This window comes from Staphylococcus roterodami, assembly GCA_022493055.1.
GTDB classification, from domain to species: Bacteria; Bacillota; Bacilli; order Staphylococcales; family Staphylococcaceae; genus Staphylococcus; species Staphylococcus singaporensis.
On record CP092781.1, the window covers coordinates 1,101,667 to 1,126,989 of the forward strand.

Annotated in this window: 24 protein-coding genes, 1 tRNA gene and 4 pseudogenes; 21 read left to right on the plus strand and 8 right to left on the minus strand. The window is 30.6% G+C overall.

All coding sequences use genetic code 11. From position 1 onward, the window contains the following. Window positions 1-167: 167 nt before the first annotated feature. From racE to ecb, 4 genes are all read left to right on the plus strand, one after another. The gene (racE, locus tag ML436_05455) at window positions 168-968 is read left to right on the plus strand and encodes a glutamate racemase (GenBank protein UMT79180.1); all 801 of its coding nucleotides are present in this window, start codon (window positions 168-170) and stop codon (window positions 966-968) included. A gap of 11 nt (window positions 969-979) precedes the next feature. Continuing rightward, window positions 980-1,567: an XTP/dITP diphosphatase gene (locus ML436_05460; GenBank protein UMT79181.1), complete on the plus strand. Its 588-nt coding sequence runs from the start codon at window positions 980-982 to the stop codon at window positions 1,565-1,567. Then, on the plus strand, window positions 1,560-2,063 hold the full coding sequence (locus tag ML436_05465; protein ID UMT79182.1) for a metallophosphoesterase: 504 nt from the start codon (window positions 1,560-1,562) through the stop codon (window positions 2,061-2,063). Before ML436_05460 ends, ML436_05465 begins: the two co-directional genes overlap by 8 nt. 457 nt (window positions 2,064-2,520) lie before the next feature. Further along, a complete protein-coding gene (gene ecb, locus ML436_05470) occupies window positions 2,521-2,850 on the plus strand; it encodes a complement convertase inhibitor Ecb (GenBank protein ID UMT79183.1) in 330 nt (109 codons plus the stop codon). Between the two features lie 414 nt (window positions 2,851-3,264). On the opposite strand, the gene ML436_05475 is transcribed toward ecb, so the two are convergent. Continuing rightward, window positions 3,265-3,657 (minus strand): formyl peptide receptor-like 1 inhibitory protein, encoded by a 393-nt coding sequence (locus tag ML436_05475; protein UMT79184.1) that lies wholly within the window; start codon window positions 3,655-3,657, stop codon window positions 3,265-3,267. Between the two features lie 657 nt (window positions 3,658-4,314). Here ML436_05475 and ML436_05480 point away from each other — a divergent pair. The 3 genes and pseudogenes from ML436_05480 (at window position 4,315) to ML436_05490 (ending at window position 6,081) form a co-directional block, all read left to right on the plus strand. Next, entirely contained in the window at window positions 4,315-4,821 is a 507-nt protein-coding gene (locus ML436_05480) for a hypothetical protein (GenBank protein UMT79185.1), read from the plus strand. A 258-nt stretch (window positions 4,822-5,079) separates the two neighbouring features. Then, window positions 5,080-5,576: pseudogene (locus tag ML436_05485) on the plus strand (fibrinogen-binding protein). Between the two features lie 154 nt (window positions 5,577-5,730). Then, entirely contained in the window at window positions 5,731-6,081 is a 351-nt protein-coding gene (locus ML436_05490; GenBank protein ID UMT79186.1) for a complement inhibitor SCIN, read from the plus strand. Between the two features lie 243 nt (window positions 6,082-6,324). Here ML436_05490 and ML436_05495 read toward each other — a convergent pair whose 3' ends face one another. The 3 genes from ML436_05495 to hyl form a co-directional block, all read right to left on the minus strand. After that, the gene (locus tag ML436_05495; GenBank protein ID UMT79187.1) at window positions 6,325-6,510 is read right to left on the minus strand and encodes a hypothetical protein; all 186 of its coding nucleotides are present in this window, start codon (window positions 6,508-6,510) and stop codon (window positions 6,325-6,327) included. Window positions 6,511-7,124: 614 nt separating this feature from the next. Continuing rightward, the gene (locus ML436_05500) at window positions 7,125-7,358 is read right to left on the minus strand and encodes a hypothetical protein (GenBank protein UMT79188.1); all 234 of its coding nucleotides are present in this window, start codon (window positions 7,356-7,358) and stop codon (window positions 7,125-7,127) included. Between the two features lie 463 nt (window positions 7,359-7,821). Continuing rightward, a complete protein-coding gene (gene hyl / locus ML436_05505) occupies window positions 7,822-8,781 on the minus strand; it encodes an alpha-hemolysin (protein UMT79189.1) in 960 nt (319 codons plus the stop codon). Between the two features lie 646 nt (window positions 8,782-9,427). Between hyl and ML436_05510 the strand changes: the two are divergent. Both ML436_05510 and ML436_05515 read left to right on the plus strand, forming a co-directional pair. Then, window positions 9,428-9,575: pseudogene (locus ML436_05510) on the plus strand (hypothetical protein). Then, window positions 9,559-9,752 (plus strand): annotated as a pseudogene (locus ML436_05515) (hypothetical protein). The pseudogenes ML436_05510 and ML436_05515 overlap by 17 nt, the downstream one beginning before the upstream one ends. 172 nt (window positions 9,753-9,924) lie before the next feature. Here ML436_05515 and ML436_05520 read toward each other — a convergent pair. Beyond that, window positions 9,925-10,642, minus strand: a pseudogene (locus ML436_05520) (superantigen-like protein SSL12). A 95-nt stretch (window positions 10,643-10,737) separates the two neighbouring features. Next, window positions 10,738-11,463, minus strand: a complete 726-nt coding sequence (locus tag ML436_05525) for a superantigen-like protein SSL14 (GenBank protein UMT79190.1) — start codon at window positions 11,461-11,463, stop codon at window positions 10,738-10,740. A gap of 441 nt (window positions 11,464-11,904) precedes the next feature. Here ML436_05525 and argF point away from each other — a divergent pair, with 441 nt between their 5' ends. From argF to ML436_05545, 4 genes are all read left to right on the plus strand, one after another. Then, window positions 11,905-12,906, plus strand: a complete 1,002-nt coding sequence (argF, locus tag ML436_05530) for an ornithine carbamoyltransferase (protein ID UMT79191.1) — start codon at window positions 11,905-11,907, stop codon at window positions 12,904-12,906. A 21-nt stretch (window positions 12,907-12,927) separates the two neighbouring features. Beyond that, window positions 12,928-13,860, plus strand: coding sequence for a carbamate kinase (gene arcC / locus ML436_05535; GenBank protein UMT79192.1), 933 nt, complete (start codon window positions 12,928-12,930; stop codon window positions 13,858-13,860). Between the two features lie 180 nt (window positions 13,861-14,040). Then, a complete protein-coding gene (locus ML436_05540; protein ID UMT79193.1) occupies window positions 14,041-15,597 on the plus strand; it encodes a YfcC family protein in 1,557 nt (518 codons plus the stop codon). 285 nt (window positions 15,598-15,882) lie between these two features. Then, window positions 15,883-16,110 carry a hypothetical protein gene (locus ML436_05545; protein ID UMT79194.1) on the plus strand — a complete coding sequence of 76 codons (228 nt, stop codon included), beginning with the start codon at window positions 15,883-15,885 and terminating at the stop codon, window positions 16,108-16,110. Between the two features lie 906 nt (window positions 16,111-17,016). Here ML436_05545 and ML436_05550 read toward each other — a convergent pair. Beyond that, window positions 17,017-17,090: transfer RNA gene (locus ML436_05550), tRNA-Arg, on the minus strand. Window positions 17,091-17,452: 362 nt separating this feature from the next. On the opposite strand from ML436_05550, the gene ML436_05555 reads away from it, so the two are divergent. From ML436_05555 to ML436_05565, 3 genes are all read left to right on the plus strand, one after another. Then, window positions 17,453-17,587 carry a beta-class phenol-soluble modulin gene (locus tag ML436_05555; protein ID UMT79195.1) on the plus strand — a complete coding sequence of 45 codons (135 nt, stop codon included), beginning with the start codon at window positions 17,453-17,455 and terminating at the stop codon, window positions 17,585-17,587. A 57-nt stretch (window positions 17,588-17,644) separates the two neighbouring features. Beyond that, window positions 17,645-17,779 (plus strand): beta-class phenol-soluble modulin, encoded by a 135-nt coding sequence (locus ML436_05560; GenBank protein ID UMT79196.1) that lies wholly within the window; start codon window positions 17,645-17,647, stop codon window positions 17,777-17,779. 257 nt (window positions 17,780-18,036) lie between these two features. After that, window positions 18,037-18,732 carry a YjjG family noncanonical pyrimidine nucleotidase gene (locus tag ML436_05565; GenBank protein ID UMT79197.1) on the plus strand — a complete coding sequence of 232 codons (696 nt, stop codon included), beginning with the start codon at window positions 18,037-18,039 and terminating at the stop codon, window positions 18,730-18,732. Between the two features lie 75 nt (window positions 18,733-18,807). Here the strand turns inward: ML436_05565 and ML436_05570 are convergent, their stop codons facing one another. Continuing rightward, a complete protein-coding gene (locus ML436_05570; GenBank protein UMT79198.1) occupies window positions 18,808-19,248 on the minus strand; it encodes an N-acetyltransferase in 441 nt (146 codons plus the stop codon). 194 nt (window positions 19,249-19,442) lie between these two features. Between ML436_05570 and bshC the strand changes: the two genes are divergently transcribed. The 5 genes from bshC (at window position 19,443) to ML436_05595 (ending at window position 25,212) form a co-directional block, all read left to right on the plus strand. Further along, window positions 19,443-21,056, plus strand: coding sequence for a bacillithiol biosynthesis cysteine-adding enzyme BshC (gene bshC / locus ML436_05575; GenBank protein ID UMT79199.1), 1,614 nt, complete (start codon window positions 19,443-19,445; stop codon window positions 21,054-21,056). Window positions 21,057-21,199: 143 nt separating this feature from the next. Further along, entirely contained in the window at window positions 21,200-21,631 is a 432-nt protein-coding gene (mraZ, locus tag ML436_05580; protein ID UMT79200.1) for a division/cell wall cluster transcriptional repressor MraZ, read from the plus strand. 36 nt (window positions 21,632-21,667) lie between these two features. After that, window positions 21,668-22,582: a 16S rRNA (cytosine(1402)-N(4))-methyltransferase RsmH gene (gene rsmH / locus ML436_05585; protein ID UMT79490.1), complete on the plus strand. Its 915-nt coding sequence runs from the start codon at window positions 21,668-21,670 to the stop codon at window positions 22,580-22,582. Between the two features lie 13 nt (window positions 22,583-22,595). Beyond that, complete coding sequence (ftsL, locus tag ML436_05590) at window positions 22,596-22,997, plus strand: cell division protein FtsL (GenBank protein UMT79201.1); 402 nt, start codon at window positions 22,596-22,598, stop codon at window positions 22,995-22,997. Further along, entirely contained in the window at window positions 22,978-25,212 is a 2,235-nt protein-coding gene (locus tag ML436_05595; GenBank protein UMT79202.1) for a penicillin-binding protein, read from the plus strand. The genes ftsL and ML436_05595 overlap by 20 nt, the downstream gene beginning before the upstream one ends. Window positions 25,213-25,323 lie beyond the last annotated feature (111 nt).

Here is a 25,323-nt window from a genome sequence, read left to right on the forward strand (position 1 = left end):
TGGAAGGGATTTTTTTAATATTAAAATGATGAAAAGTAATTTTGAAAATGCTATACTTTAACGGTTTATTTTAATGGCGAAAATGGTAAAACTCAGTGCATAATACTAAAATCCAATGCTTAGTTATGATAAACTAAAAATTAAATTAAAAGTAAGGATGACCGAATATGAATAAACCAATTGGTGTAATAGATTCTGGTGTTGGAGGTCTGACAGTTGCTAAAGAAATTATGCGTCAGCTACCAAATGAGACGATTTATTATTTAGGTGATATTGGGAGATGTCCATATGGACCTAGACCAGGAGAGCAAGTTAAACAGTATACAGTTGAAATTGCGCGTAAGTTGATGGAATTTGATATAAAAATGCTCGTCATTGCTTGTAACACTGCAACAGCTGTAGCTTTAGAATATTTACAAAAAACATTATCGATTCCTGTTATTGGTGTAATAGAACCAGGTGCTAGAACAGCGATTATGACAACTAGAAATCAAAATGTACTTGTATTAGGTACGGAAGGTACTATTAAGTCTGAAGCTTATCGTACACATATTAAACGTATCAATCCACATGTAGAGGTACATGGGGTAGCTTGTCCAGGTTTTGTGCCATTAGTAGAACAAATGCGATACAATGATCCGACGATTACGAGTATCGTCATTCATCAAACATTGAAACGATGGAGAAATAGTAAAGCAGATACGGTTATTTTAGGTTGTACACATTATCCTTTGCTGTATAAACCAATTTATGACTATTTTGGCGGTAAAAAGACCGTGATTTCATCTGGTTTAGAAACTGCACGTGAAGTAAGTGCCTTGTTAACCTTTAGTAATGAACATGCTAGTTATACTGAAAATCCTAACCATCGATTTTTTGCAACAGGTGATACTACTCACATTACTAACATTATAAAAGAATGGCTAAACTTATCAGTAAATGTTGAGCGCATTTCAGTGAATGATTAGGAGGGTTTATAATGAAAGATATTGTTATTGCATCTAATAATCAAGGGAAAATTAATGATTTTAAAGTGATTTTCTCGGAATATAACGTCATAGGAATTTCAGAATTGATTCCTGATTTCGATGTGGAAGAGACAGGTACAACATTTGAGGAAAATGCGATTTTAAAATCTGAAGCAGCTGCACAAGCTTTGAATAAAACTGTTATTGCTGATGATAGTGGATTAGAAGTGTTTGCCTTAAATGGTGAGCCAGGTATTTATTCTGCACGATATGCTGGTGAAAATAAAAGTGATGAAGCTAATATTGAAAAACTGCTAAATAAACTTGGCAATCATACTGATCGTCGGGCGCAATTTGTATGTGTTATTAGTATGAGTGGACCTGATATGGAAACTAAAGTATTTAAAGGTACTGTATCAGGAGAAATTGCTGATGGTAAATATGGTGATAACGGCTTTGGTTACGATCCTATATTCTATGTACCTGAATTAGAAAAAACAATGGCGCAACTTTCGAAAGAAGAAAAGGGACAAATTAGTCATAGACGAAACGCAATTAATTTATTGCAAGATTATCTTGCGGGTGATCAACATGTCTAAATGGATTGTTGTGAGTGATAATCATACTGAATCAGGTATTTTATATAAAATTTATGAAAAACATTCTGATGCAGACGTATTTTTACATTTAGGTGATTCAGAATTTGAGTACAATGACACTGAGTTAAGCCTATTTCATAGAGTAAAGGGGAATTGTGATTTTTACCCTGAGTTTGAAAATGAAGCTGTGATTAAATGTAATGATGTGAAAGTATTTTATACTCATGGACATTTATATCAGGTCAATCGTACTAGAGCATTATTAGCTGAAAAAGCACATGAGTTAGGTTGTTTGTTTGCATTTTATGGTCATACACATGTGGCAAAATATGAATTTATTAATGGTGTTCATGTCATAAATCCGGGAAGTATTTCTCAGTCAAGAAGTTCAATGGAAGAGACTTATGCCGAAATCATTGTTGATGATGAAACTAAGCATGGCTTGATTAATTTTAAAAATCGACAATATGAAACAGTAAGTCATACTACTTTTTAACCAAAGTAGCTATGGCTTTTTTTATAGTTTTAGATGATTTTATTTATGCTAGTGGTATAGTAAGTTGATTTTGTATATTTATGGCGAGCAATTTTTAAATGTAGGACCTGTATTTTTCGGAAAATTACAGTTGATAGTTGTATACGGTTGAATAGAGTTGATTACTTGGTTAAAAGTGTATTATTAAAAAGTATAAAATAAATTCCTAAGAAGTAAGGGATTTTCGGAATTTTAGCTAATATCATGAATCGTATGCATTTATATAAGGATTTCTAAAGACATAAATTATATCAATAATTTGGTGGTTAAAATATGGAGTAGCAAAATTCTTGAAATTCAGAAATGTAGTGACACAAATATTAATGTTTAGTTAATAAATAGTTAATGTAGTTTTTTGTATCTGTCTATTATTATAAATATATACAAAATAAATATTTGAGGATAGGTGTTATTAATTATGAAAAAGAATTTTATTGGGAAATCAATTTTAAGTGTGGCTGCTGTTAGTTTAACAGTATCAATGTTTGCTGGTGAATCTCATGCACAAACTAAAAACGTTGAAGCTGCTAACAAGTACAATCAATACCAAACAAACTTTAAAAAACAAGTAAATAAAAAAGTTGTGGATGCTCAAAAAGCAGTAAACTTATTCAAACGTACTAGAACTGTTGCGACACACCGTAAAGCACAAAGAGCTGTTAACTTAATTCATTTCCAACATAGCTATGAAAAGAAAAAATTACAAAGACAAATCGATTTAGTATTAAAATATAATACTTTAAAATAAATGAATAAAATTGGGCCGTGCTGAAAAGTATGTCCTTTTTATTTTTGAAACAAAAAAATCTAACAGTTGAAAAAATCTAACTGTTAGATATAAATGTGTATAATAGGGTATAATTATTTTATAATATTGTATGTACATTGAAATAGGGTGTTTAAGACGGTTTATTAATAATTTAATGTTGAATATGATATGAGTTAAATTTGGGAGGGTGCTTTTATGAAGAGAAAATCAAATATTTTAACAATAATAAAAATTGTAACTGATATTGTGGCAACTGTGTTTATCGTACGTGCTCTAATAAAAAGCAATAAAGATGCTAAATAATTTGACAGTTTCATAATAAAAAAAGCACGCCAAAACGTTAGTATTGTTCAGCAATGTTTTGGCGTGCAACTATTTAATTCAGTGTGTCAATTAATACCAAGTAATAGAGTCGATTTCACCATTAGCCACTACAGGAATATTTTTTCTATGTTCTTCTAATGGGCGAGTGATATCAAACGTGTAGTAACCGTTATCACCGCCGTCTATAATTCTTACTACAGCTATTGTATTACCTTTACCTAACTTTTTAGCAATAACATATAAATCTTCAACTGTTTTGCCTGTATAAGTTCTATCTTTCTCGGCAGCTTTAATTAATTTATCTGCACGTTCTTCATCTTTTTTAGCTTGATCAGCTTCCTTTTTAGCGATTTCTAAACCTTTCCATTCATAAGCAAAGGCGCTTGCACTTTGTGCTGTAGTTAGAAGACCTACAGCGATAACTGTAGAAGCGATTAAAGTTTTTGTGATATTTTTTTTCATAATAAGTTCTCCCTGTAAAATAGATTTGTACTTAATAACTTGAGTACACTGCTATTTTACAAACGGTTTCATGTATTTACCAGTTAACACTTCATTAATTAAAATTAAGTGCTGATTAATAAGGTTTAATGCAATTGAAAAAGAAAAATGATGAATTTGATGTTGTTACTTTTATTTGAAGTAATATTTAATGCTTTGATAGTATAATAATAGTAGTAAAGGCCTCTCAACCATTATTAAATAGTTTTTTATTGTTAAATCTACATACATTTTTCTGCGTTTTGTTTGCAAAAATGAGTAGGGAAACACTCCAAATTGTTTTACATGTAGCTTTTTTGACATATAATTTCATAAAACAATGTAAAGAAACATAGTAGAGAAGTAATTAATATGTATAATTTTACTTATATAGAAATAAGAGTTATATTATAAATAAGATTGATATGTTATGATTAATATATAAGTTAAAAATAATACTATTTAGTTGTACTATGCATTTATTAGATAAGTGCATATCAACGTATACACTTTAAAAAGCATAAAACAATGTAAAAGCACGTGCCACGAATACTAAAGTATAGGCATTGAGTATAATTGGCAATCACAAGTGTGGTTGTTATTTTTCATGAAAAAATATAAATATTTTGAGGTCTAACGATGATAATTAAAATTTTAACAATTCTATTTTTACTTTGTATATTAAGTTACTTGGTTACAAACAGAAAGAAGCCATTTTTATTTTTAAAAACACTCTTTATGGGTGTCGTATTCATATTCATCGGATATATTTCGTTAGCTATCTCTGCAGTTATCATTTATGGAATAGCTCAATTAATAACAATTGATTTTGGTAGCTTTTTCTTAATGGGGATTATTTTAATCTTGATTTCAAGTATATTCCAATTATTTATAGTTAGATTATTATTTCGAAAAAAGAATGTCGATTTAACAGAGGTTGTCGTATTAGAGCATTTAATTCAATGGTTTTTAGTTTACTTTGCGATATATCAAGCAGTGAATGAAAAAATGGACATAAATGACATCAACATAGATAACTTCCAGTCTGTATTTTTTGACGTATCTAATTTAAATTTAGTAATTCTACCTACTTTGATCATTAGCTGGGTCACAATATTTAACTATAGAATGAGAAGTTACAAATAAAATTTATAAAATTATACCATCAGACACCAACATTCAAATGGTGTCTTTTTTGTTGTGTATTTGTATTTTTGAAATTCTAAAAAGTAGAGGTATGAATCTTTTGACTAGTGTATAAGTACTGATGAGTCATAAGATAGATAACTATATTTTGTCTATATTATAAAGTGTTTATAGTTAATTAATAATTAGTTAATTTCAAAAGTTGTATAAATAGGATAACTTAATAAATGTAAGATAACAATTTGGAGGATAATTAATATGAAAAATAAATTGATAGCAAAATCTTTATTAACGATAGTGGCAATAGGTATTACTACAACTACAATTGCGTCAACAGCAAATGCAAACGAAGGATACGGTCCAAGAGAAAAGAAACCAGTGAGTATTAATCACAATATTGTAGAGTACAATGATGGTACTTTTAAATATCAATCTAGACCAAAGTTTAATAAAACGCCTAAATATATTAAATTTAGACATGACTATAATATTGTGGAATATAGTGATGGTACTTTTGGCTATGGTGCACGTCCACAATTTAATAAACCAGCAGTGAAAAATGATGCAACTATTAAAAAGGAACAAAAATTGATTCAAGCTCAAAATCTGGTGAGAGAATTTGAAAAAAAACATACTGTAAGTGCACACAGAAAAGCACAAAAGGCAGTCAACTTAGTTTCGTTTGAATACAAAGTTAAAAAATGGTATTACAAGAGCGAATTGATAAAGTATTAGAACAAGGGTTAGTGAGATAAAACTTCAATCGTTGCTGTTTTCTTGAAATAATTAATTAAATGTTATGTTATATTTTATTAATGGAAAAAGAAATCTATTTAATAGCAGGTTAATGTAATTGTCCTAAAATTGACTTTATAATCAAAAAGTATCAATTTTGAAGGAGAATTTACAATGAAACTAAAAAAATATATATTAGCAGGATCATTAGCAATGTTGTTATCATCAACAGCTGTAGCAACTTTAGATGGAAATAAAGCAGAAGCAAGTAGTAAGAAAGATTATTTAATTCAAAGTGAGTTTCACGATAAAAGAATTGCAGATGAATTAAGAACATTACTGAAAAAAGCAAATCCTTATGATTTAGCTGCAGGCAGCTTAAACCGATACTACAAGCGTACGATTATGATGAATGAACTTAGAGCAAAAGCTGCACTTAAGAGAAATGATTTTAAATCAATGGCTGAAGCTAAAGTAGCATTAGAAAGAATCTATGAAGAAATTGATGAAATTATAAATAGATAATAAATAAAACAGGTTGAGACAACAAATTTAATTGTCTTCGCCTGTTTTTAATTTGTACATATAATAGAAATTTTAAATATAAAGATGATGGATGAGAAATGGCTATTAAAAGTAAGGAGAGGAATATAAATCTAAAGTTTCAAAGTATTACGCACAAAATGACCTTGTGCAACCTAAAAAAATATATTGTTTCCCTGTATTTTAGTGAACATCCTTAGAAAGAAATTAGTTTTAATTATTATATTATTGGAAGAAAAAGTTAACATTTGTAGAACATGCCATAATACCAAAAATAATAAAAAGAAATAAGACGATAAGCATAATGATACTTTTTAAACAACCTCTATTGGTTTCTTCCAATTTTCTTTGTTGAACTTTTTTATAATCTTCAAGATGTTTTGCGGTTTTTTTATTTAAACGTTTATTCATGATGTTTACTCCTTAATCTAAATGTTTAATTCAGTAAAATAGTTGAAAACATTGTTTGATAAAATTTTAAAACCGATGATATTATAATGTTTTTAAACTTTAAATTAAGTAATACATAGTTATCACTAATCAAAAACACGTAAATTTTTAATTGTAATTATTAAAATGTATTAAGCGAATTGACGCATTAAAATATTAATGAAGCATTAGAATACATAGATAAATAATAATGGCGCACAATAAAGGATAATTAAAGCGACATTTAATATAAATATAGTAAGCTGTAAACTATCTTTAGTTTTAATATAAACTACTAGAATGATAAGTGTTAAAAGAATCATGTATATTAACGATGAAGAAGTCCATACAAAATCCGCATCATTAGAAGTTAGCAGTGGGACAATAATTAATCCAAAGTTAACCATGCACGCTATATATACAATTAAGTTATACAGAATGTTAATTTTTATTCACCACCTTAGTATTTGTTTTAAAGATTGCTTTTGTAAAATTGCAATTATTTGTATTGATATATTTGAACCTTAAATTTGGCTAATTTAGAATGAAACAATATATATAGTATGCTCTTTATGATTCTAGATGCTTTTTAATATTTAATGATCGACAATGTTTGGATTATTAATAATTAAATTTAATACTTTGTTAGATGCATCAATTGTAAATTCAGAAGCGTAGTTGACATGACTAACTTTTAATTTTCCATTTACATAATTGATTGCGATTGCTACATCATAATCTTCATCGATGACGAACAAACTCGTTTCATTTGAAACAATTTCATGCTTTCCGGAATATTCAACACTGATTTCCCAATCTTTAAATACCATTAAACATCCTCCTTGAATATAAAAATTATTCAACTTAAGTTTAACTTATTCATACAACTTCGTACAATATATAGATATATGATTAATAGATTTCTAGATGTAATTTCCAATTATATGTACTTATTATACTTTTTATTTTCTTTTTTCGGTATAGTTTTAAAACTCTTTTAAAATAATTCTGCAAATATATTAACACATAATCTGTTCAATAAATTTTGAACAATTTCAAAACTTTTCGTTAAAAGGTTTGACAATATGAATATCAAAAAATTAGTTTTAAGAGATTGATAGCAAAATATCATTACTAGCTATGAATCATTACTGAGAAAGGAACTAGTTATTCTATCAATAAAAAATTTTATAGTTATACTGGAATTAAAATAGCCGATGCACATCAATTCTGATGGTATCGGCTATTGTTAAAATATAATTGTTTAAGTAGGCATGACTATTAACATTCACATTAATTAGTCATTTCCTCTTTTTCCCAATCTATTTTATATCTTTCAGAAGAACGGTCTACCCACTTATCTTTAGTGTTTGTACCTTTCCAGTTTGTTGACGTCCAATGTAATTGATAGTCATCACGAACACGTTCGTATATAACATCAATATTTGTTTGCTGTTTTGTAGCTTTTCTATCCATTGTTATGACTGTGGCGAAGTCTGGTGAGAATCCAGAAGATAGTAAAGAGCTTGCTTTGTTTGGATCAAGGAAATTTTCTGCTGCCTTCATAGAGCCATTTCTTGTTTTCATGAAAAGTTGATTGCCGTAAACTGGATTCCATGAATCTCTATCGTATGGACCCCAATTTTGATTCATCATATTGTTGAATATAACTTTCCAACCAACTTTTTTATCAGTTGGACTCTCTAAAATGGTTTTAAAATCAGGTTGAACATATTTTAATGTATGCCCAATTGAAACATTTGCACCGATAAGACCGCCTATTTTGCCAGAATCATCACCAGTCACATTACCGTTGAATCCATAAGTTAAAGTGCTCATATACTCTTTTGTGTCAATTGAATTTCTTGGATAGTAATCTGAGATTTGGGCTACTTCATTATCTGGTAGTTGCAACTGTACCTTAAAGGCTGAAGGCCATGCTAAACCACTTTTATTAGCGCCTTCTTCACTATAAACTCTATATTGACCAGCAATGGTACCTTTCGTTCTAATAACTAATAATTTTTTATTGTGATTTTTATCATCGATAAAACTATAAAATATCTTTTTGTGCATGCCATTTTCTTTATCATAAGTGACTAAATCACCCGTTTTAACTGTTGTATTGCTTCCTATATCTGTAGTACCAGTTTTAATATTTATATCACTATCTGCTGCATTAGCAATAGGATTTATTAATATGGAACCTAGTAATAGTGTTGTAGTTACTGAGCTGACTATACGCGTTTTCATTTTCATCATCCTTCTAATTTTTTATACGATTTGAGGAAACAATAATTAATATGCCAATTTAGAATATTGTTGTTGAGACATATCAAATATTTATAATCGTTTATATAATTTTGTTTTAACGTGGCAACTGTTAAATTAATAAGTGATGATGAGTGATTAATTTAAGAATTTGTTTTTAACTTTTATTCAATATTTGAAAGGAAGCTTTTCAATTTCGAGGGTTAGTCAAATTTGAATGAATTCTTTATGAACAATGAAACGACATTGCTATTGTAATTCGTTATTTTCTTTAAAACAGGGAATTTATTTGATTTGAAATGTAATCGATTACAATATAAAAATACAAATACTTTAGAATTAAATCAATTAAATATATGTTAAATAAAAGTTAACTATATATTAATGGGCGGGAATTGGAGAAATAGGATGCTTATTAAGTGGGAGATTTTGAGATGAATAAATTTTAGAATTACATAGAAATTTCCAATAAAAAAACGTAAAAACGTATAGTATGAGTTTTAAAAATAGCATAAAATATTATAAGTAAAATAAAATATAGTTTACTAGCTAGAGGCGTAATAAGAAAATTTTAAGTCTGTGTTGGTTTTTAACGAAAAATTTTAATGAAAAATGATAGGGGATTAAAATGAAATTATTTTATATCGCATTTCTTATTCTTATATGGTTGAATTTATTTTTAGGAAATAATATTACTCATGCAAAGAACAGCTTTAGCAATTACAATGTATATATTAAATTCAAGAAAAGGGATTAAAAATGACAGAGTTAAATGATATCATAAATTCTATTCAATCTTTGTTTGAGTCTGAATCAGGCTATAAAATATCGAAAATTCAGGAGTTCCATACCAAACTGTACAAGACTTAAGAAATGGTAAAACAAATTTAGAAGATACTAGGTTTAGAACGATTATCAAATTATATAACTATAGTGCATCATTAAAGAATTAAAATAAATGGCAAATATAACAATAATTAAATATACAATGAAAAATAGGGATTGGTAGAGTTAACTCTTGGAAGTTATTTCTATCAATCCCATAATTGTATAATTAAATGTTTAAATGTTTAAATGTCATAATTATGAAAAGTCGCAGTTGATGAATGATATAAATTTCATAAATTATTCAATGATAACCTCAACATTTATTTGTTGAGGATTTTTAACATAAGCATTTGCAAGGTCTGAATGTAATCTTTTACTTAAATCAATGGTATAGTCATTACCGCCACCGGTGATTTTAAGCTTACCATTATTGCGATTTTCATTATATAGTATTTTTTATTTTTATTAATGATTCACGTGCACGGAAATCAAGTTCTTTTAGTGTCAATATAGGTTTGTTACCTCGATAAATCTCATGTGCACCAATAATTGTTTGCAGTTTATCCTTGTATTTTACAAAAATGTTATATGGTTTGTCGGAAGTTGATGCTGCAGGTGTTACGCCACCCGTAAATGTTTCTCGATAAGACCACCAAAATTGACTTGTTTCTCTATCTTTTAATCCAAACACGTCTACATATTTGTCTCTTAATTGATTAATATTGCCCCAACTTTTAGCGCCTGATACTTGGATATGTGCTGACCAGGAGTATCTCTTAAATTCAACATAAATTTTGCCATCATCATATTGATATAACCATTTATTTGAAAATGTAAAATGAGGTTGCGTATAATATTTAATTAATTCATCAATTTTTGTTTCGTTGTGACTAATGTTATACGCCTTAGCTTCAGATGATAAGTTGATTGGAGTTTTAGAAAATTGTGTTGTAGTTGTTGCAAAAAGTAACAATGCTGTTGATAAAATTATTTTTTTCGTAAAGTTCTTTTTCATTTGAAAATCTCCTTTATGAGGAATAACTGAAACTTAAATAGGAAAGGGAGTTAATGTGACAATTGAAATTAAACTCATTGACTCCATTAATGTGGTTAATTAGATTTTTCGAGGATCACTTCGATTTCTGCTTGTTGAGGATTTTTAACATATCTATTTGTATCAGTTAATTTTAATTTTTTACTTAAATCAATTGTGTAGTCATTACCTCCACCAGTGATTTTGATTTGACCTTTATTGTGTACACCGTTATATAAATTTTTGTTTTTAATTAATGTTTGACGAACACGAAAATCAAGCTCTTTTAACGTTAACACTGGTTTATTACCTTGATAAACTTCATGTCCGCCGATAACAGATTGTTTTTTGTCTTTATATTTCACAAAAAGTTTGTAAGATTTGTCAGAAGATGTTGCTGCTGGCGTAACACCACCAGTAAATGTTTCGTCATAAGTCCAATAACCTTCCACTGTATCCTCATCTTTCGTTCCAAAAATATCAACGTATTTATCTCTTAATTTATTAATGTTGCCCCAACTTTCAGGACCGTGAATACGAATATGACTGTACCAAACCCACGTTTGAAGTGTTGCATGAATTGTACCATTAGGTTTCTGCCACAGCCATTTGCCAGATAAGGATAAATGAGGTTGTGTGTAATATTTGATTAATTCATTAATATTAGTCTCATTTGGACTGATATCGTAAGCTTTTGCTTCAGATGAAAAACTGATTGGTGTTTTAGGAAGTTGTGTAGAAGTAGTTCCTAGAAGTAACAATGCTGTTGATAAAATTATTTTTTTCGTGATGTTCTTTTTCATTTGAAAATCTCCTTTGCGTGAATTACCCAAAGTATATTAGCTATTTTACAGATGCGGAATTAAATAAGAGATAAAACTATGTTAAATAAACATAAACAGTTCGGTGTTTTATTTAAGTAAAACTTATTATTTTTAAGTGTTTATAACTATATATTTGTTAGTTAATTTAGTTTGCTATGTTAATAGGGTTTATTTCATTAGTCATCAAAGTCTGTGAAGAATTGTGTTAAATTAATTGTTAATTGAATTTTCTAACTTCTCGAAAAATAGTTATACTTTAAATGTAATACTCATTTTAAAAATTTCCTACTATATAAATTTAATATTAATAAAATGTTCAATGATTTATTGATAAAATATTACAATTTTAAAAAATGGGTTGTATTAGTGATGTATGCGCTTACAATTTAAGTGTAACTAAAATAAAAGGAGTTGTTATTAATGAAAAATTTACGAAACAGAAGTTTTTTAACTTTATTAGACTTTTCACGACAAGAGGTAGAATTCTTATTAACACTCTCCGAGGATTTAAAGCGTGCTAAATATATTGGCACTGAAAAGCCTATGTTAAAAAATAAAAATATTGCACTGTTATTTGAAAAGGATTCTACGAGAACGCGATGTGCATTTGAAGTTGCAGCGCATGATCAAGGTGCTAATGTAACTTATTTAGGTCCTACAGGTTCACAAATGGGTAAAAAAGAAACAACTAAAGATACTGCACGTGTACTTGGTGGCATGTATGATGGCATAGAATACCGTGGTTTTTCGCAAAGAACTGTAGAAACTTTAGCTGAATATTCAGGTGTACCAGTATGGAATGGTTTAACAGATGAAGATCATCCAACCCAAGTGTTAGCAGATTTCTTAACTGCAAAAGAAGTTTTGAAAAAAGATTATGCAGATATTAACTTTACTTATGTTGGAGATGGACGTAATAACGTAGCAAATGCTCTAATGCAAGGTGCAGCAATTATGGGGATGAATTTCCATTTAGTTTGTCCTAAAGAATTAAATCCAACTGATGAATTATTAAACCGATGTGAACAAATTGCTTCTGAAAATGGTGGCAACATATTAATTACAGATGATATTGAGCAAGGCGTGAAAGGTTCAGATGTCATATACACTGATGTTTGGGTATCAATGGGTGAACCTGATGAAGTGTGGAAAGAACGACTTGAATTATTGAAACCATATCAAGTTAATAAGGAAATGATGGATAAAACAGGTAATCCTAATGTGATATTTGAACATTGCTTACCATCATTCCATAATGCGGATACAAAAATTGGACAACAAATTTTTGAAAAATATGGTATTCGTGAAATGGAAGTCACAGATGAAGTATTCGAAAGTAAAGCTTCTGTTGTATTCCAAGAAGCAGAGAACAGAATGCATACGATAAAAGCAGTTATGGTTGCTACATTAGGTGAATTTTAAATGTAAAAGGAAGTGAATATGATGGCGAAGATTGTAGTTGCACTAGGTGGTAATGCTTTAGGAAAATCACCACAAGAACAACTTGAGCTTGTTAAAAATACTGCGAAATCACTAGTAGGATTAATAACTAAAGGTCATGAAATTGTTATAAGTCATGGTAATGGACCACAAGTTGGTAGTATAAATTTGGGACTTAATTATGCTGCAGAACATAAGCAAGGTCCCGCATTCCCATTTGCTGAGTGTGGGGCGATGAGCCAAGCATATATTGGTTTTCAGTTACAAGAAAGTTTGCAAAATGAACTTCATTCAATTGGCATAGATAAACAAGTTGTAACACTTGTAACACAAGTAGAAGTAGATGAACATGATCCGGCATTTAATAATCCATCAAAACCAATTGGACTTTTTTATAATAAAGATGAAGCTGAGCAAATTCATAATGAAAAAGGGTATCAATTTGTTGAAGATGCTGGAAGAGGGTATAGAAGGGTTGTACCATCACCACAACCAATTTCTATAATTGAATTAGAAAGTATTAAAACGCTTATTAAAAATGATACACTCGTAATTGCTGCTGGTGGCGGTGGTATACCAGTTATAAGAGAACAGCATGATGGCTTTAAAGGCATAGATGCGGTTATTGATAAAGATAAAACAAGTGCACTTTTAGGTGCTAATATTCAATGTGATCAATTGATTATATTAACAGCAATTGATTACGTATATATTAATTTTAACAGTGAAAATCAACAACCATTGAAGGTTACAAATGTTAATGAATTAAAACGCTATATAGATGAAAATCAATTTGCAAAAGGAAGTATGTTACCAAAAATTGAAGCGGCAATTTCATTTATTGAAAATAATCCCAACGGTAGTGTTCTTATTACTTCATTAAATGAATTAGATGCTGCGTTAGAAGGTAAGATAGGTACAGTGATTAAAAAATAATATTGTTAACACGTTTTCGATTTATTATATGTATAATGCATGATTTTTATTAACAATGTGCAACCCTGCGTATCTAGGATGATTTTTTAAGGCGGGGTGCACTTTCTTAATATAAATATTTAACACTGAAATATTCTACACAGCATTATTGTTAGGTCAAATGTCGAAGGAGATGAAACCGTGGAAAATGCAATTAATGAAAGTGAAAAGAAAAAACGATTTAAACTAAGAATGCCAGGTGCATTTATGATTTTATTTATTTTAACAGTCATTGCAGTAATGGCAACTTGGATTATTCCTGCAGGTGCATATTCTAAACTTTCTTACGAACCTTCATCCCAAGAACTGAAAATTGTAAATCCTCATAATCAAGTTAAAAAAGTACCTGGTACACAAAAGGAACTTGATAAAATGGGTGTTAAAATTAAAATCGAACAGTTTAAATCTGGTGCAATTAATAAACCTGTTTCTATACCAAATACGTATGAACGATTAAAGCAACATCCAGCTGGGCCTGAAAAAATAACGAGTAGTATGGTCGAAGGAACAATAGAAGCGGTAGACATCATGGTGTTTATACTTGTTTTGGGTGGACTTATAGGTGTTGTGCAAGCCAGTGGTTCTTTTGAATCGGGGTTGTTAGCCTTAACAAAGAAAACAAAAGGGCATGAATTTATGCTGATAGTGTTTGTCTCTATTTTAATGATTATTGGCGGTACGCTATGTGGTATTGAAGAAGAAGCTGTTGCTTTTTATCCAATTTTAGTACCTATATTTATAGCTTTAGGATATGATTCTATTGTCTCCGTTGGTGCCATATTCCTTGCTAGTTCTGTTGGTAGTACTTTTTCAACAATAAATCCATTTTCAGTTGTCATAGCATCAAATGCAGCTGGTACAACTTTTACAGATGGTTTGTATTGGAGAGTTGGTGCCTGTATTGTCGGCGCTATCTTTGTAATCAGTTATTTATATTGGTACTGCAAAAAAATTAAACGAGATCCAAAGGCGTCTTATGCTTATGCGGACAAGGAAGCATTTGAAAAGCAATGGTCTGTATTAAAAGATGACGATAGCGCGCAATTTACTACACGTAAAAAGATAATACTTACATTATTTGTATTGCCATTTCCAATTATGGTTTGGGGTGTCATGACCCAAGGTTGGTGGTTCCCAGTTATGGCATCAGCATTTTTAATTTTTACAATTATTATTATGTTTATTGCTGGAACTGGTAAATTTGGTTTAGGAGAAAAAGGAACGGTTGATGCCTTTGTTAATGGTGCATCAAGTTTAGTTGGTGTTTCTTTAATCATTGGTTTAGCTAGGGGTATTAACTTAGTGTTGAATGAAGGTATGATTTCAGATACGATCTTACATTTTTCATCGTCTTTAGTTCAACATATGAGTGGACCGTTATTTATCATTGTATTACTATTTATTTTCTTCTGTTTAGGATTTATCGTACCTTCTTCATCAGGATTAGCGGTATTATCAATGCCTATTTTTGCACCATTGGCTGATACTGTCGGTATACCAAGATTCGTCATCGTAACGACGTATCAATTTGGTCAATATGCGATGTTATTCTTAGCGCCAACTGGACTTGTTATGGCGACATTACAAATGTTAAACATGCGATATTCCCATTGGTTCCGATTCGTATGGCCAGTAGTCGCATTTGTATTAATTTTCGGTGGTGGATTACTAATTACGCAAGTACTTATTTATTCATAAGTTGTAATGCTATGTTATAGAAGAATTTTATAATAAGTTAGTTGTATGCATCTCGTTAGATAGTAGAAATACTAAATAGACCGAGGTGCATATTTATTTTTAATACGCTAAAAAAAGCGCAATGTAATATTTAATAAAAATATTTTAGAAAAAGTAATTTATTGTAGTTGTCGATGTGTGGTATATTTTATTTGTTGTGGTAAATACATTTGGTATAGCCATGAGTTGATAGAAATTATACATATAGTTGTGAATATAGCGAAGATACAAAGAGGGTGGCTATAAATGACATATATTACAAAGGTTTTAGATACGTTAACAGGTGTATGTGTAGTTTTATTATTTAGTAAATATTTCGTTGCGTATGCGAATATGGTATTTGACTGGAATTTAAGGTGGTATTTTTTAGAAAACATACCACACTTGCCAATTATATTATTTGTTCTGTTGTTTGTTTTCGGTGTGCCTTCTGAAATGATTAAAGATAGACGAAAGAAAAATAATAGTGAATAAATTAATCGATGTTAAGAGGTGAAAAAACTTGTCTACTATTACAAAAACTAAAATAAAAATCTTTTTTAACTATTTTATTGGGATATTAGCATTAGCCTTTGCTTTTTATATAATATTCAAATAAATATCAGGGAGTGACGTGTTTGTGATCTTGAAGTTCTAGTATAGATTTTAAAACTAGAGACAGGAGGCATCATTGCCTTTCAAAAATAAATAAGATGATATAAATTCAAAGAGGCAGGATTACCTACCTCTTTTTAAATGACGAATTGTATTATATAGTGCAACACCGCTAAAATTTCATGAAAAATTTCCATAATTGGCACTTTCACAATACTACTCATCGAATTCATTCGCAAAACTTTCTAAGGTAAGACCTCGAAAAGGTTTCTTACTACTAATTATAAGAAGGTAAGGCTATATGAAAAGAGAAACAAAGCAAAAAATATCTTTTGGCTTATCAATTGGTATATTTGTTTTAGTTATATTACTGTTGATTTTTTAAAAAAGTAAAAATTGTTGTCTTATCTCAATGGGTCGTGGAGAAAGAAATATAGAAAAATAGAGTTTAAAAATCATCGTGATTTTACACAAATACACAAAAACCTCATCTGATTATTAGATGAGGGATTTTATTATATTCAAAAGTTTTGGTGTAGTATTGGTGTAGTTCAGATAAAATTTGAACGCAAAATTACTTGATTAAAAATATATAATCAAGTGTCAAACGTGTGTCAAAAAATTTCTAAAACGAATAAGTATGATTGTTTTAATTACTGTATTTGCAGGGAATATACGGGGCCCTTATGGGTCCCTAAAATGCTATATTACTGAAACACAAAACAAAAAGAACCCCGTGAATACGGGGTTCTTTTTGTAGGTCGGTGTATAATAAATACCTATAAACGTCCTGGGAGGGATTCGAACCCCCGACCGATGGCTTAGAAGGCCATTGCTCTATCCAGCTGAGCTACCAGGACACGTTTAACAACACAAGAATTATTATAGCTAAATGAACATAAATAAGCAATACCTTACAAATAAAAAAAGTTTATATTTTTCACTATTTTAGAGCTATTTATATAAAAAGGTTCAATAAGTATTATATGTGGATTTAAGCAATATAATTGTGTTAAATGCAGTTTCGAATGCCTAAGTGTATCACTAACTCATTATTAAAACAGTTATGTACTATAAATGTTGTTGTGCGGATAAACAAACTAATTGCGCGAAATTTATTTTAAAATATCAATAACAAGACGTTGAGAGAATGACATGACGGTGATCTAAAGGTACTCACGTTTTTGTTTTCTTCAAATTTAAATTTTAAGGAGTGTTTTCAATGGAAGGATTATTCAACGCAATTAAAGATACTGTAACTGCAGCAATCAATAATGATGGAGCAAAATTAGGCACAAGCATTGTGAGCATCGTTGAAAATGGCGTAGGTTTAATAGGTAAATTATTCGGATTCTAATTCCAATATGTTATGTAAGTATTAAATAATATTTCAAAGGTGAGGGAGAGATTTGAAATGACTGGTTTAGCACAAGCAATTGCCAATACTGTGCAAGCAGCACAACATCACGATAGTGTGAAATTAGGTACAAGTATCGTAGATATTGTTGCCAATGGTATAGGATTACTAGGCAAATTATTCGGATTCTAATTTTAGAATGAAATATATTTAAACTAAAAAGGTTGAGACATAAAGTTTTTGTGCTCTGGGAAACCGATTAACGGCGTCCCAAAAGCAGGTTTTTCGGTAGAAACTCTAACGATTCGACAAAATTTGGGAAACAATTTTGCTCATCGTTCTGTTTTGCTCAAATCCTAAACACTTTTGTCCTGACCTTTTTTGTTTGCAGAAAAATAAACCTCTGTTAAGATTTATTTAGACAATCAGAATATAGGAGATGGGCGGACTTGGGATATAAAAATATTTTAATAGACTTTGATGACACAATTGTGGACTTTTATGATGCGGAAGAATGGGCATTTCATTACATGGCTAATCTATTTGAACATAAAGCTACTGATCTTGATTTTTTAGAGTTTAAAAAAATTAATCATCAACATTGGGAAGCATTTCAACAGAATAAGTTAACAAAGGCTGAAGTTTTATCACAACGATTTGTAAATTACTTTAAACGCCATCAAATGGAAATAGATGGTCATCGTGCAGATGTTTTGTTCAGAAATGGTTTAGCAGAAGCAAAAATCAAATATTTTGATCAAACATTAGAAACTATCATTGAACTATCAGAGAATCATAATTTGTATATTGTGACTAATGGAGTTACAGAAACGCAAAAAAGAAGACTAAATCAAACACCACTTCATAAATATTTTAAAAATATTTATATTTCAGAAGAAACTGGACATCAAAAACCAAGTCCTGAGTTTTTTAATTATGTCTTTAATGATATAGGTGAATCTGAAAGAGAAAGCTCAATCATTGTAGGTGACTCTCTAACATCTGATATTCTAGGCGGAATTAATGCAGGGATTGCAACTTGTTGGTTTAATTTTAGGAATTTTGAACCAAACCCCGAAATAACACCTGATTATGAAATTAATTCATGGACGCAATTGAAAAGAATTGTTGACGAAGAAAATTAAGTATTAAAATTTAGATAGAAAAAGACACTACGAAAAATTAAAATTCAATTAATCGTAGTGTCGAATATTGACATCTTATGGTTTCCACAGTAAGACATCGTGTCCTTCTATATTTTTAGCTTCCACATCTGTAAATCCATGATGTAAAAAGAAATCCTTTGAATCATTTCTTCCAATCGCTTTAATTGGCATATTAAAGCTTTTTGCAAAATCAATTAGTTTTGTTGCATATCCTCTGTTTTGATATTTTGGCAATACTTCTAACTTCCATAGTAATAAATAATCATCAAAATCTGGGAAGTAAATTTCTTCAACATCACCTTTTTTTAGTAAAGCCATTCTAGCCCCTAATTGATCTCCGACAAATATACCATAAAATGGTGAATCAGAACTTGCATCAATCATTTGGCCATTTAATTCGTTGACCATATATAAGTCTTTGTTGCCAAATTCTCTAAAGTTCTCAAACAGTTCATCAGTTTTGTAATTAATTTCAAGACGTTTGATTTCACTCATATTTATCTACCCCTTATTTGTTTACTACTATTATTATACATTAAACCTCTTATATTTTTCATTGATTTAAAAGACCAAAACACTGAATATTATAAATTTTCTACAATTAAATTGATTTTTAAGCTGTAAAATTGTCAACAAACGGTATAGTCTTTATACTATAATTTGTAATCGCGTACTGAAGGAGAAAACACATGGACTGTAAAGTAGTTAGTTTAAATGAAAAAGATCAGTTTATATCTAAAATAAAAGGCAGTAATCCTGAAATTGTAGGGTTGTTTCAATATGATGCTGCACAACAAACCAGTTTTGAAAAGAGAATGTCGAAAGAAAGTAACGGCAGGGAAGAAGTATTAGCTAATGTCATTCGTGATTATATGAGTGATCTAGATATATCTAATGAACAAAACAATAATTTAGAAGCGCTGGCTAGAGGTTCAAAGGTAGTAATTGGCGGACAGCAGGCTGGACTTTTTGGAGGTCCACTTTATACATTTCACAAAATCTTTTCCATTATCACTTTAGCGGACCAACTTGAGGATACGTATAAACAAAAAGTTGTGCCAGTATTTTGGATTGCAGGAGAAGATCATGATTTTGATGAAGTCAACCATACGTACGTTTATAATGAGAATGAAGCGACATTACATAAAGTTAAATATCATACTATGGATGCGCCCGAATCAACGGTTTCTAGATATAATCCAGACAAAGCTGAATTAAAGAGAGCTTTAAAAGCGATGTTTAAACAAATGAAAGAAACGGTCTACACACAAAGTTTAATCGATATGTGTGAAACGATAATTGAGCAATATCATTCATGGTCAGATATGTTCAAAGCACTATTACACGAGACTTTTAAAACGTATGGAGTGCTCTTTATAGATGCGCAGTATGAACCGTTAAGAAAAATTGAAGCACCGTTATTTACTGAAATTCTAAAAAAACATCAATCTCTCGATTGTGCGTTTAGGGCAACACAACAACGTACACAAGAACAAGGATTGGATGCCATGATTCAAACTGATACAAATGTACATTTGTTTTTACATGATGATCAAATGCGTCAGCTTATCTCATACGAAGATGAAGTGTTTAAATTAAGTAAAACGAACAAATCGTATAGAATGGAAGAGATTTTAAAAATTGCTGAAAATCAACCAGAGTTGTTTTCTAATAATGTCGTAACAAGACCATTAATGGAAGAGTGGTTGTTTAATACTGTGGCATTTGTTGGTGGGCCTAGTGAAATTAAATACTGGGCAGAATTAAAAGGTGTTTTTGATTTATTTGAAATTGAAATGCCAATTGTTATGCCAAGACTAAGAATTACCTATTTAAATAAACGTATTGAAAAATTGCTTAATAAGTATGAAGTGCCACTATCAGAAGTTTTAGCTCATGGTGTGGAAGAAAGTAGGAGTAAATTCATTCGTGAACAAGCATCAGATGATTTTATTGAAAAAGTTGAATCAATGATTAAGCAACAACATATTTTATATAAAGATTTATTAAATGAAGTCACTGGTAATCAGAATAATATAAATCTCGTTACTAAAAACAACGAAATTCATCAACACCAATATGAATACTTGTTAAATCGTTACTTATTAAATGTTGAAAGAGAAAATAAAATAAGCATGAAACAGTATTGTGAAATCGAAGAACATCTCCACCCAATGGGCGGATTACAAGAACGTGTATGGAATCCACTTCAAATCTTGAATGATTTTGGGATAGATGTGTTCAAGCCCTCCACCTATCCACCACTTTCTTACACTTTTGATCATATTGTTATAAAACCTTAGAATATCAAGGGTTTAGCCCGATTTATCTTTTTGATAAATCGGGCATTTTTTTGTTTTTTAAAATAAATTTCACAAATTTTGTATAAATAGTGGTGGATAGTGGGGAGATGTGGTAAATTATATATAAGGTGAGGTGATAAAAAATGTTCATGGGAGAATACGATCATCAATTGGATACAAAAGGACGTATGATTATACCGTCCAAGTTTCGTTATGATTTAAATGAGCGTTTTATTATCACAAGAGGCCTTGATAAATGTTTATTCGGTTACACTTTAGACGAATGGCAACAGATTGAAGAGAAAATGAAAACCTTACCTATGACAAAAAAAGACGCACGTAAGTTTATGCGTATGTTCTTCTCTGGTGCTGTTGAAGTTGAACTTGATAAACAAGGGCGTATTAATATCCCACAAAATTTGAGGAAATACGCTAATTTAACTAAAGAATGTACAGTAATCGGTGTATCAAATCGTATTGAGATTTGGGACAGAGAGACTTGGAATGATTTTTATGAAGAATCTGAAGAAAGTTTCGAAGATATTGCTGAAGATTTAATAGATTTTGATTTTTAAAATGGAGGAATTGAAGTGTTTCATCATATCAGCGTTATGTTAAACGAAACCATTGATTATTTAAATGTAAAAGAAAATGGTGTGTACATTGACTGTACGCTAGGTGGAGCGGGACATGCCCTTTATTTACTAAATCTATTAAATGACGAAGGTAGATTAATAGCAATTGACCAAGATCAAACGGCTATTGATAATGCTAAAGAAGTACTGAAAGATCATTTGCATAAAGTGACTTTCGTGCATAGTAACTTTCGTGAATTAACTAACATTTTAAATGACTTAAACATTGAAAAAGTAGACGGAATATACTACGACTTGGGTGTTTCGAGCCCACAATTAGATATTCCTGAGCGAGGATTCAGCTATCATCATGATGCAACGTTAGATATGCGTATGGATCAAACTCAAGAACTAACGGCTTATGACATCGTAAATAATTGGTCATATGAAGCTTTAGTGAAAATATTTTATCGTTATGGCGAAGAAAAATTTTCAAAACAGATAGCTAGAAGAATCGAAGCACATCGTGAACAACAACCAATAACAACAACACTAGAATTAGTTGACATAATAAAAGAAGGAATTCCTGCTAAAGCGAGAAGGAAAGGTGGTCATCCTGCAAAACGTGTTTTTCAAGCATTGCGAATTGCAGTTAACGATGAATTATCAGCCTTTGAAGATTCAATTGAACAAGCGATTGAATTAGTGAATGTAAATGGCAGGATATCGGTTATCACATTCCATTCATTGGAAGATCGTTTATGTAAACAAGTTTTCCAAGAATACGAAAAGGGTCCTGAAGTACCAAGAGGATTACCGGTGATACCAGAAGAATATACACCTAAGTTAAAGCGAGTTAATCGTAAACCGATTACCGCAACAGAAGAAGATTTAGATGACAATAATAGAGCACGTAGCGCGAAATTACGTGTAGCTGAAATACTTAAATAAGGAGCAATTTATCATGGCTGTAGAAAAAGTGTATCAACCATATGACGAACAAGTTTATACTAGTATACCGAAGCAACAACCACAAACTAAACCCGAAAAGAAAACTGTTTCGAGAAAAGTGGTTGTACAATTAACTAAATTTGAAAAAGTTTTATACATAACTTTGATTACTGTAATTGCTATGTTAAGTATTTATATGCTATCTTTAAAAATGGATGCGTATGATACGCGAGGAAAGATTGCAGATTTAGATTATAAAATAGATAAACAATCAAGTGAAAACAGTGCTTTACAATCTGAAATCAAAAAGAATTCTTCTTATGAACGCATATACGAAAAGGCTAAGAAACAGGGGATGAGCCTTGAGAACGATAATGTAAAGGTAGTGCGTAGTAATGGCGAAGCAAAAAATTAAAATTAAAAAAAATAAAATAGGGGCAGTCCTACTTGTTGGTTTATTCGGACTGCTCTTTTTTATATTGGTTTTAAGAATTTCATATATCATGATTACTGGCCACTCTAATGGTCAAGATTTAGTCATGAAGGCAAACGAAAAGTATTTAGTTAAAAATGCACAACAACCAGAACGAGGTAAGATATATGATCGTAATGGTAAAGTGCTAGCAGAAGATGTAGAAAGATATAAACTTGTAGCTGTTGTAGATAAAAAGGCTAGTGCCAATTCTAAGAAGCCAAGGCATGTAGTTGATAAAAAAGAAACAGCTAAGAAATTGTCTACAGTCATTGATATGAAACCAGAAGAAATTGAAAAAAGACTTAGTCAAAAGAAAGTTTTTCAAATCGAGTTCGGTCGTAAAGGTACTAATTTAACATATCAGGATAAATTGAAAATTGAGAAAATGAATATGCCGGGTATTTCTTTACTTCCTGAAACAGAGCGATTTTATCCGAATGGTAACTTTGCATCACACTTAATTGGTATGGCTCAAAAGAATCCGGACACTGGTGAACTTAAAGGTGCACTTGGTGTTGAAAAGATTTTTGATAGTTACTTAAGTGGTTCAAAAGGTTCGTTAAGATATATTCATGATATTTGGGGTTATATTGCACCAAATACTAAGAAAGAAAAACAACCAAAACGTGGCGACGATGTTCATTTAACTATTGATTCAAATATACAAGTGTTTGTTGAAGAAGCGCTTGATGGCATGGTTGAAAGATATCGTCCAAAAGATTTGTTTGCAGTTGTTATGGATGCTAAAACCGGTGAGATACTAGCCTATAGTCAACGACCAACTTTTAATCCTGAAACTGGGAAAGATTTTGGTAAAAAATGGGCTAATGACTTATATCAAAACACATATGAACCTGGATCAACATTCAAATCATTTGGATTAGCTGCTGCTATTCAAGAAGGCGCATTTGATCCAAATAAAAAATACAAATCAGGACATAGAGACATAATGGGGTCTCGTATATCTGACTGGAATAGAGTTGGTTGGGGAGAAATCCCAATGTCACTTGGATTCACTTATTCATCAAATACTTTAATGATGCATTTGCAAGATTTAGTTGGTGCAGACAAAATGAAGTCATGGTATGAACGTTTTGGTTTTGGAAAATCAACTAAAGGAATGTTTGATGGAGAAGCGCCAGGACAAATTGGTTGGAGCAATGAATTACAACAAAAAACATCATCATTTGGACAGTCGACAACTGTAACGCCAGCACAAATGTTGCAAGCTCAATCTGCATTCTTTAATAATGGTAATATGTTAAAACCATGGTTTGTGAACAGCGTTGAAAATCCAGTTAGCAAAAAGCAATTTTACAAAGGTGAAAAACAAATCGCCGGCAAACCAATTACGAAAGATACTGCTGAAAAGGTAGAAAAACAGTTAGACTTGGTTGTTAATAGTAAGAAAAGTCATGCTGCAAACTATCGTATAGAAGGTTATGATATTGAAGGTAAGACTGGTACAGCTCAAGTAGCTGCTCCAAATGGTGGCGGTTATGTTAAAGGTCCAAACCCATACTTTGTAAGCTTTATGGGTGATGCGCCTAAGAAAAACCCTAAAGTAATAGTGTATGCTGGTATGAGTTTAGCTCAGAAAAATGATCAAGAAGCTTATGAATTAGGTGTAAGTAAAGCATTTAAACCTATCATGGAAAATACTTTAAAATATTTAAATGTAGGTAAATCGAAAGACGATACTTCTAATGCTGAGTTTAGTAAAGTGCCTGATGTTGAAGGGCAAGAAAAACAAAAAGCTATTGATAATGTGAGTGCAAAATCATTAGAACCAGTTACAATCGGTTCAGGATCACAAATTAAAGCACAATCAGTAAAAGCAGGAAATAAAGTGTTACCACATAGTAAAGTGTTGCTATTAACTGATGGTGACGTGACAATGCCTGATATGACAGGTTGGACGAAAGAAGATGTTATTGCCTTTGAAAACTTAACAAATATTAAAGTGAATTTAAAAGGTAGTGGTTTCGTGTCTCATCAATCAATTACAAAAGGTCAAAAACTTACTGAAAAAGACAAAATAGACGTAGAATTTTCATCAGAGAATGTAGACAGCAATTCAACTAATAATTCTGATTCGAAATCAGATGATACAAATAAATCTGACAGTAAATCTGACAAAGATAAGTCGGAATAAGGTAAATTGCGGCATTAAATAAAGATCACTTGTCACTATTAAATTTTGATTTAGCAATGGTTAGGCAAGCATAAACATCTTCATTTAATCTTTATTATTTAGCGTTGATAG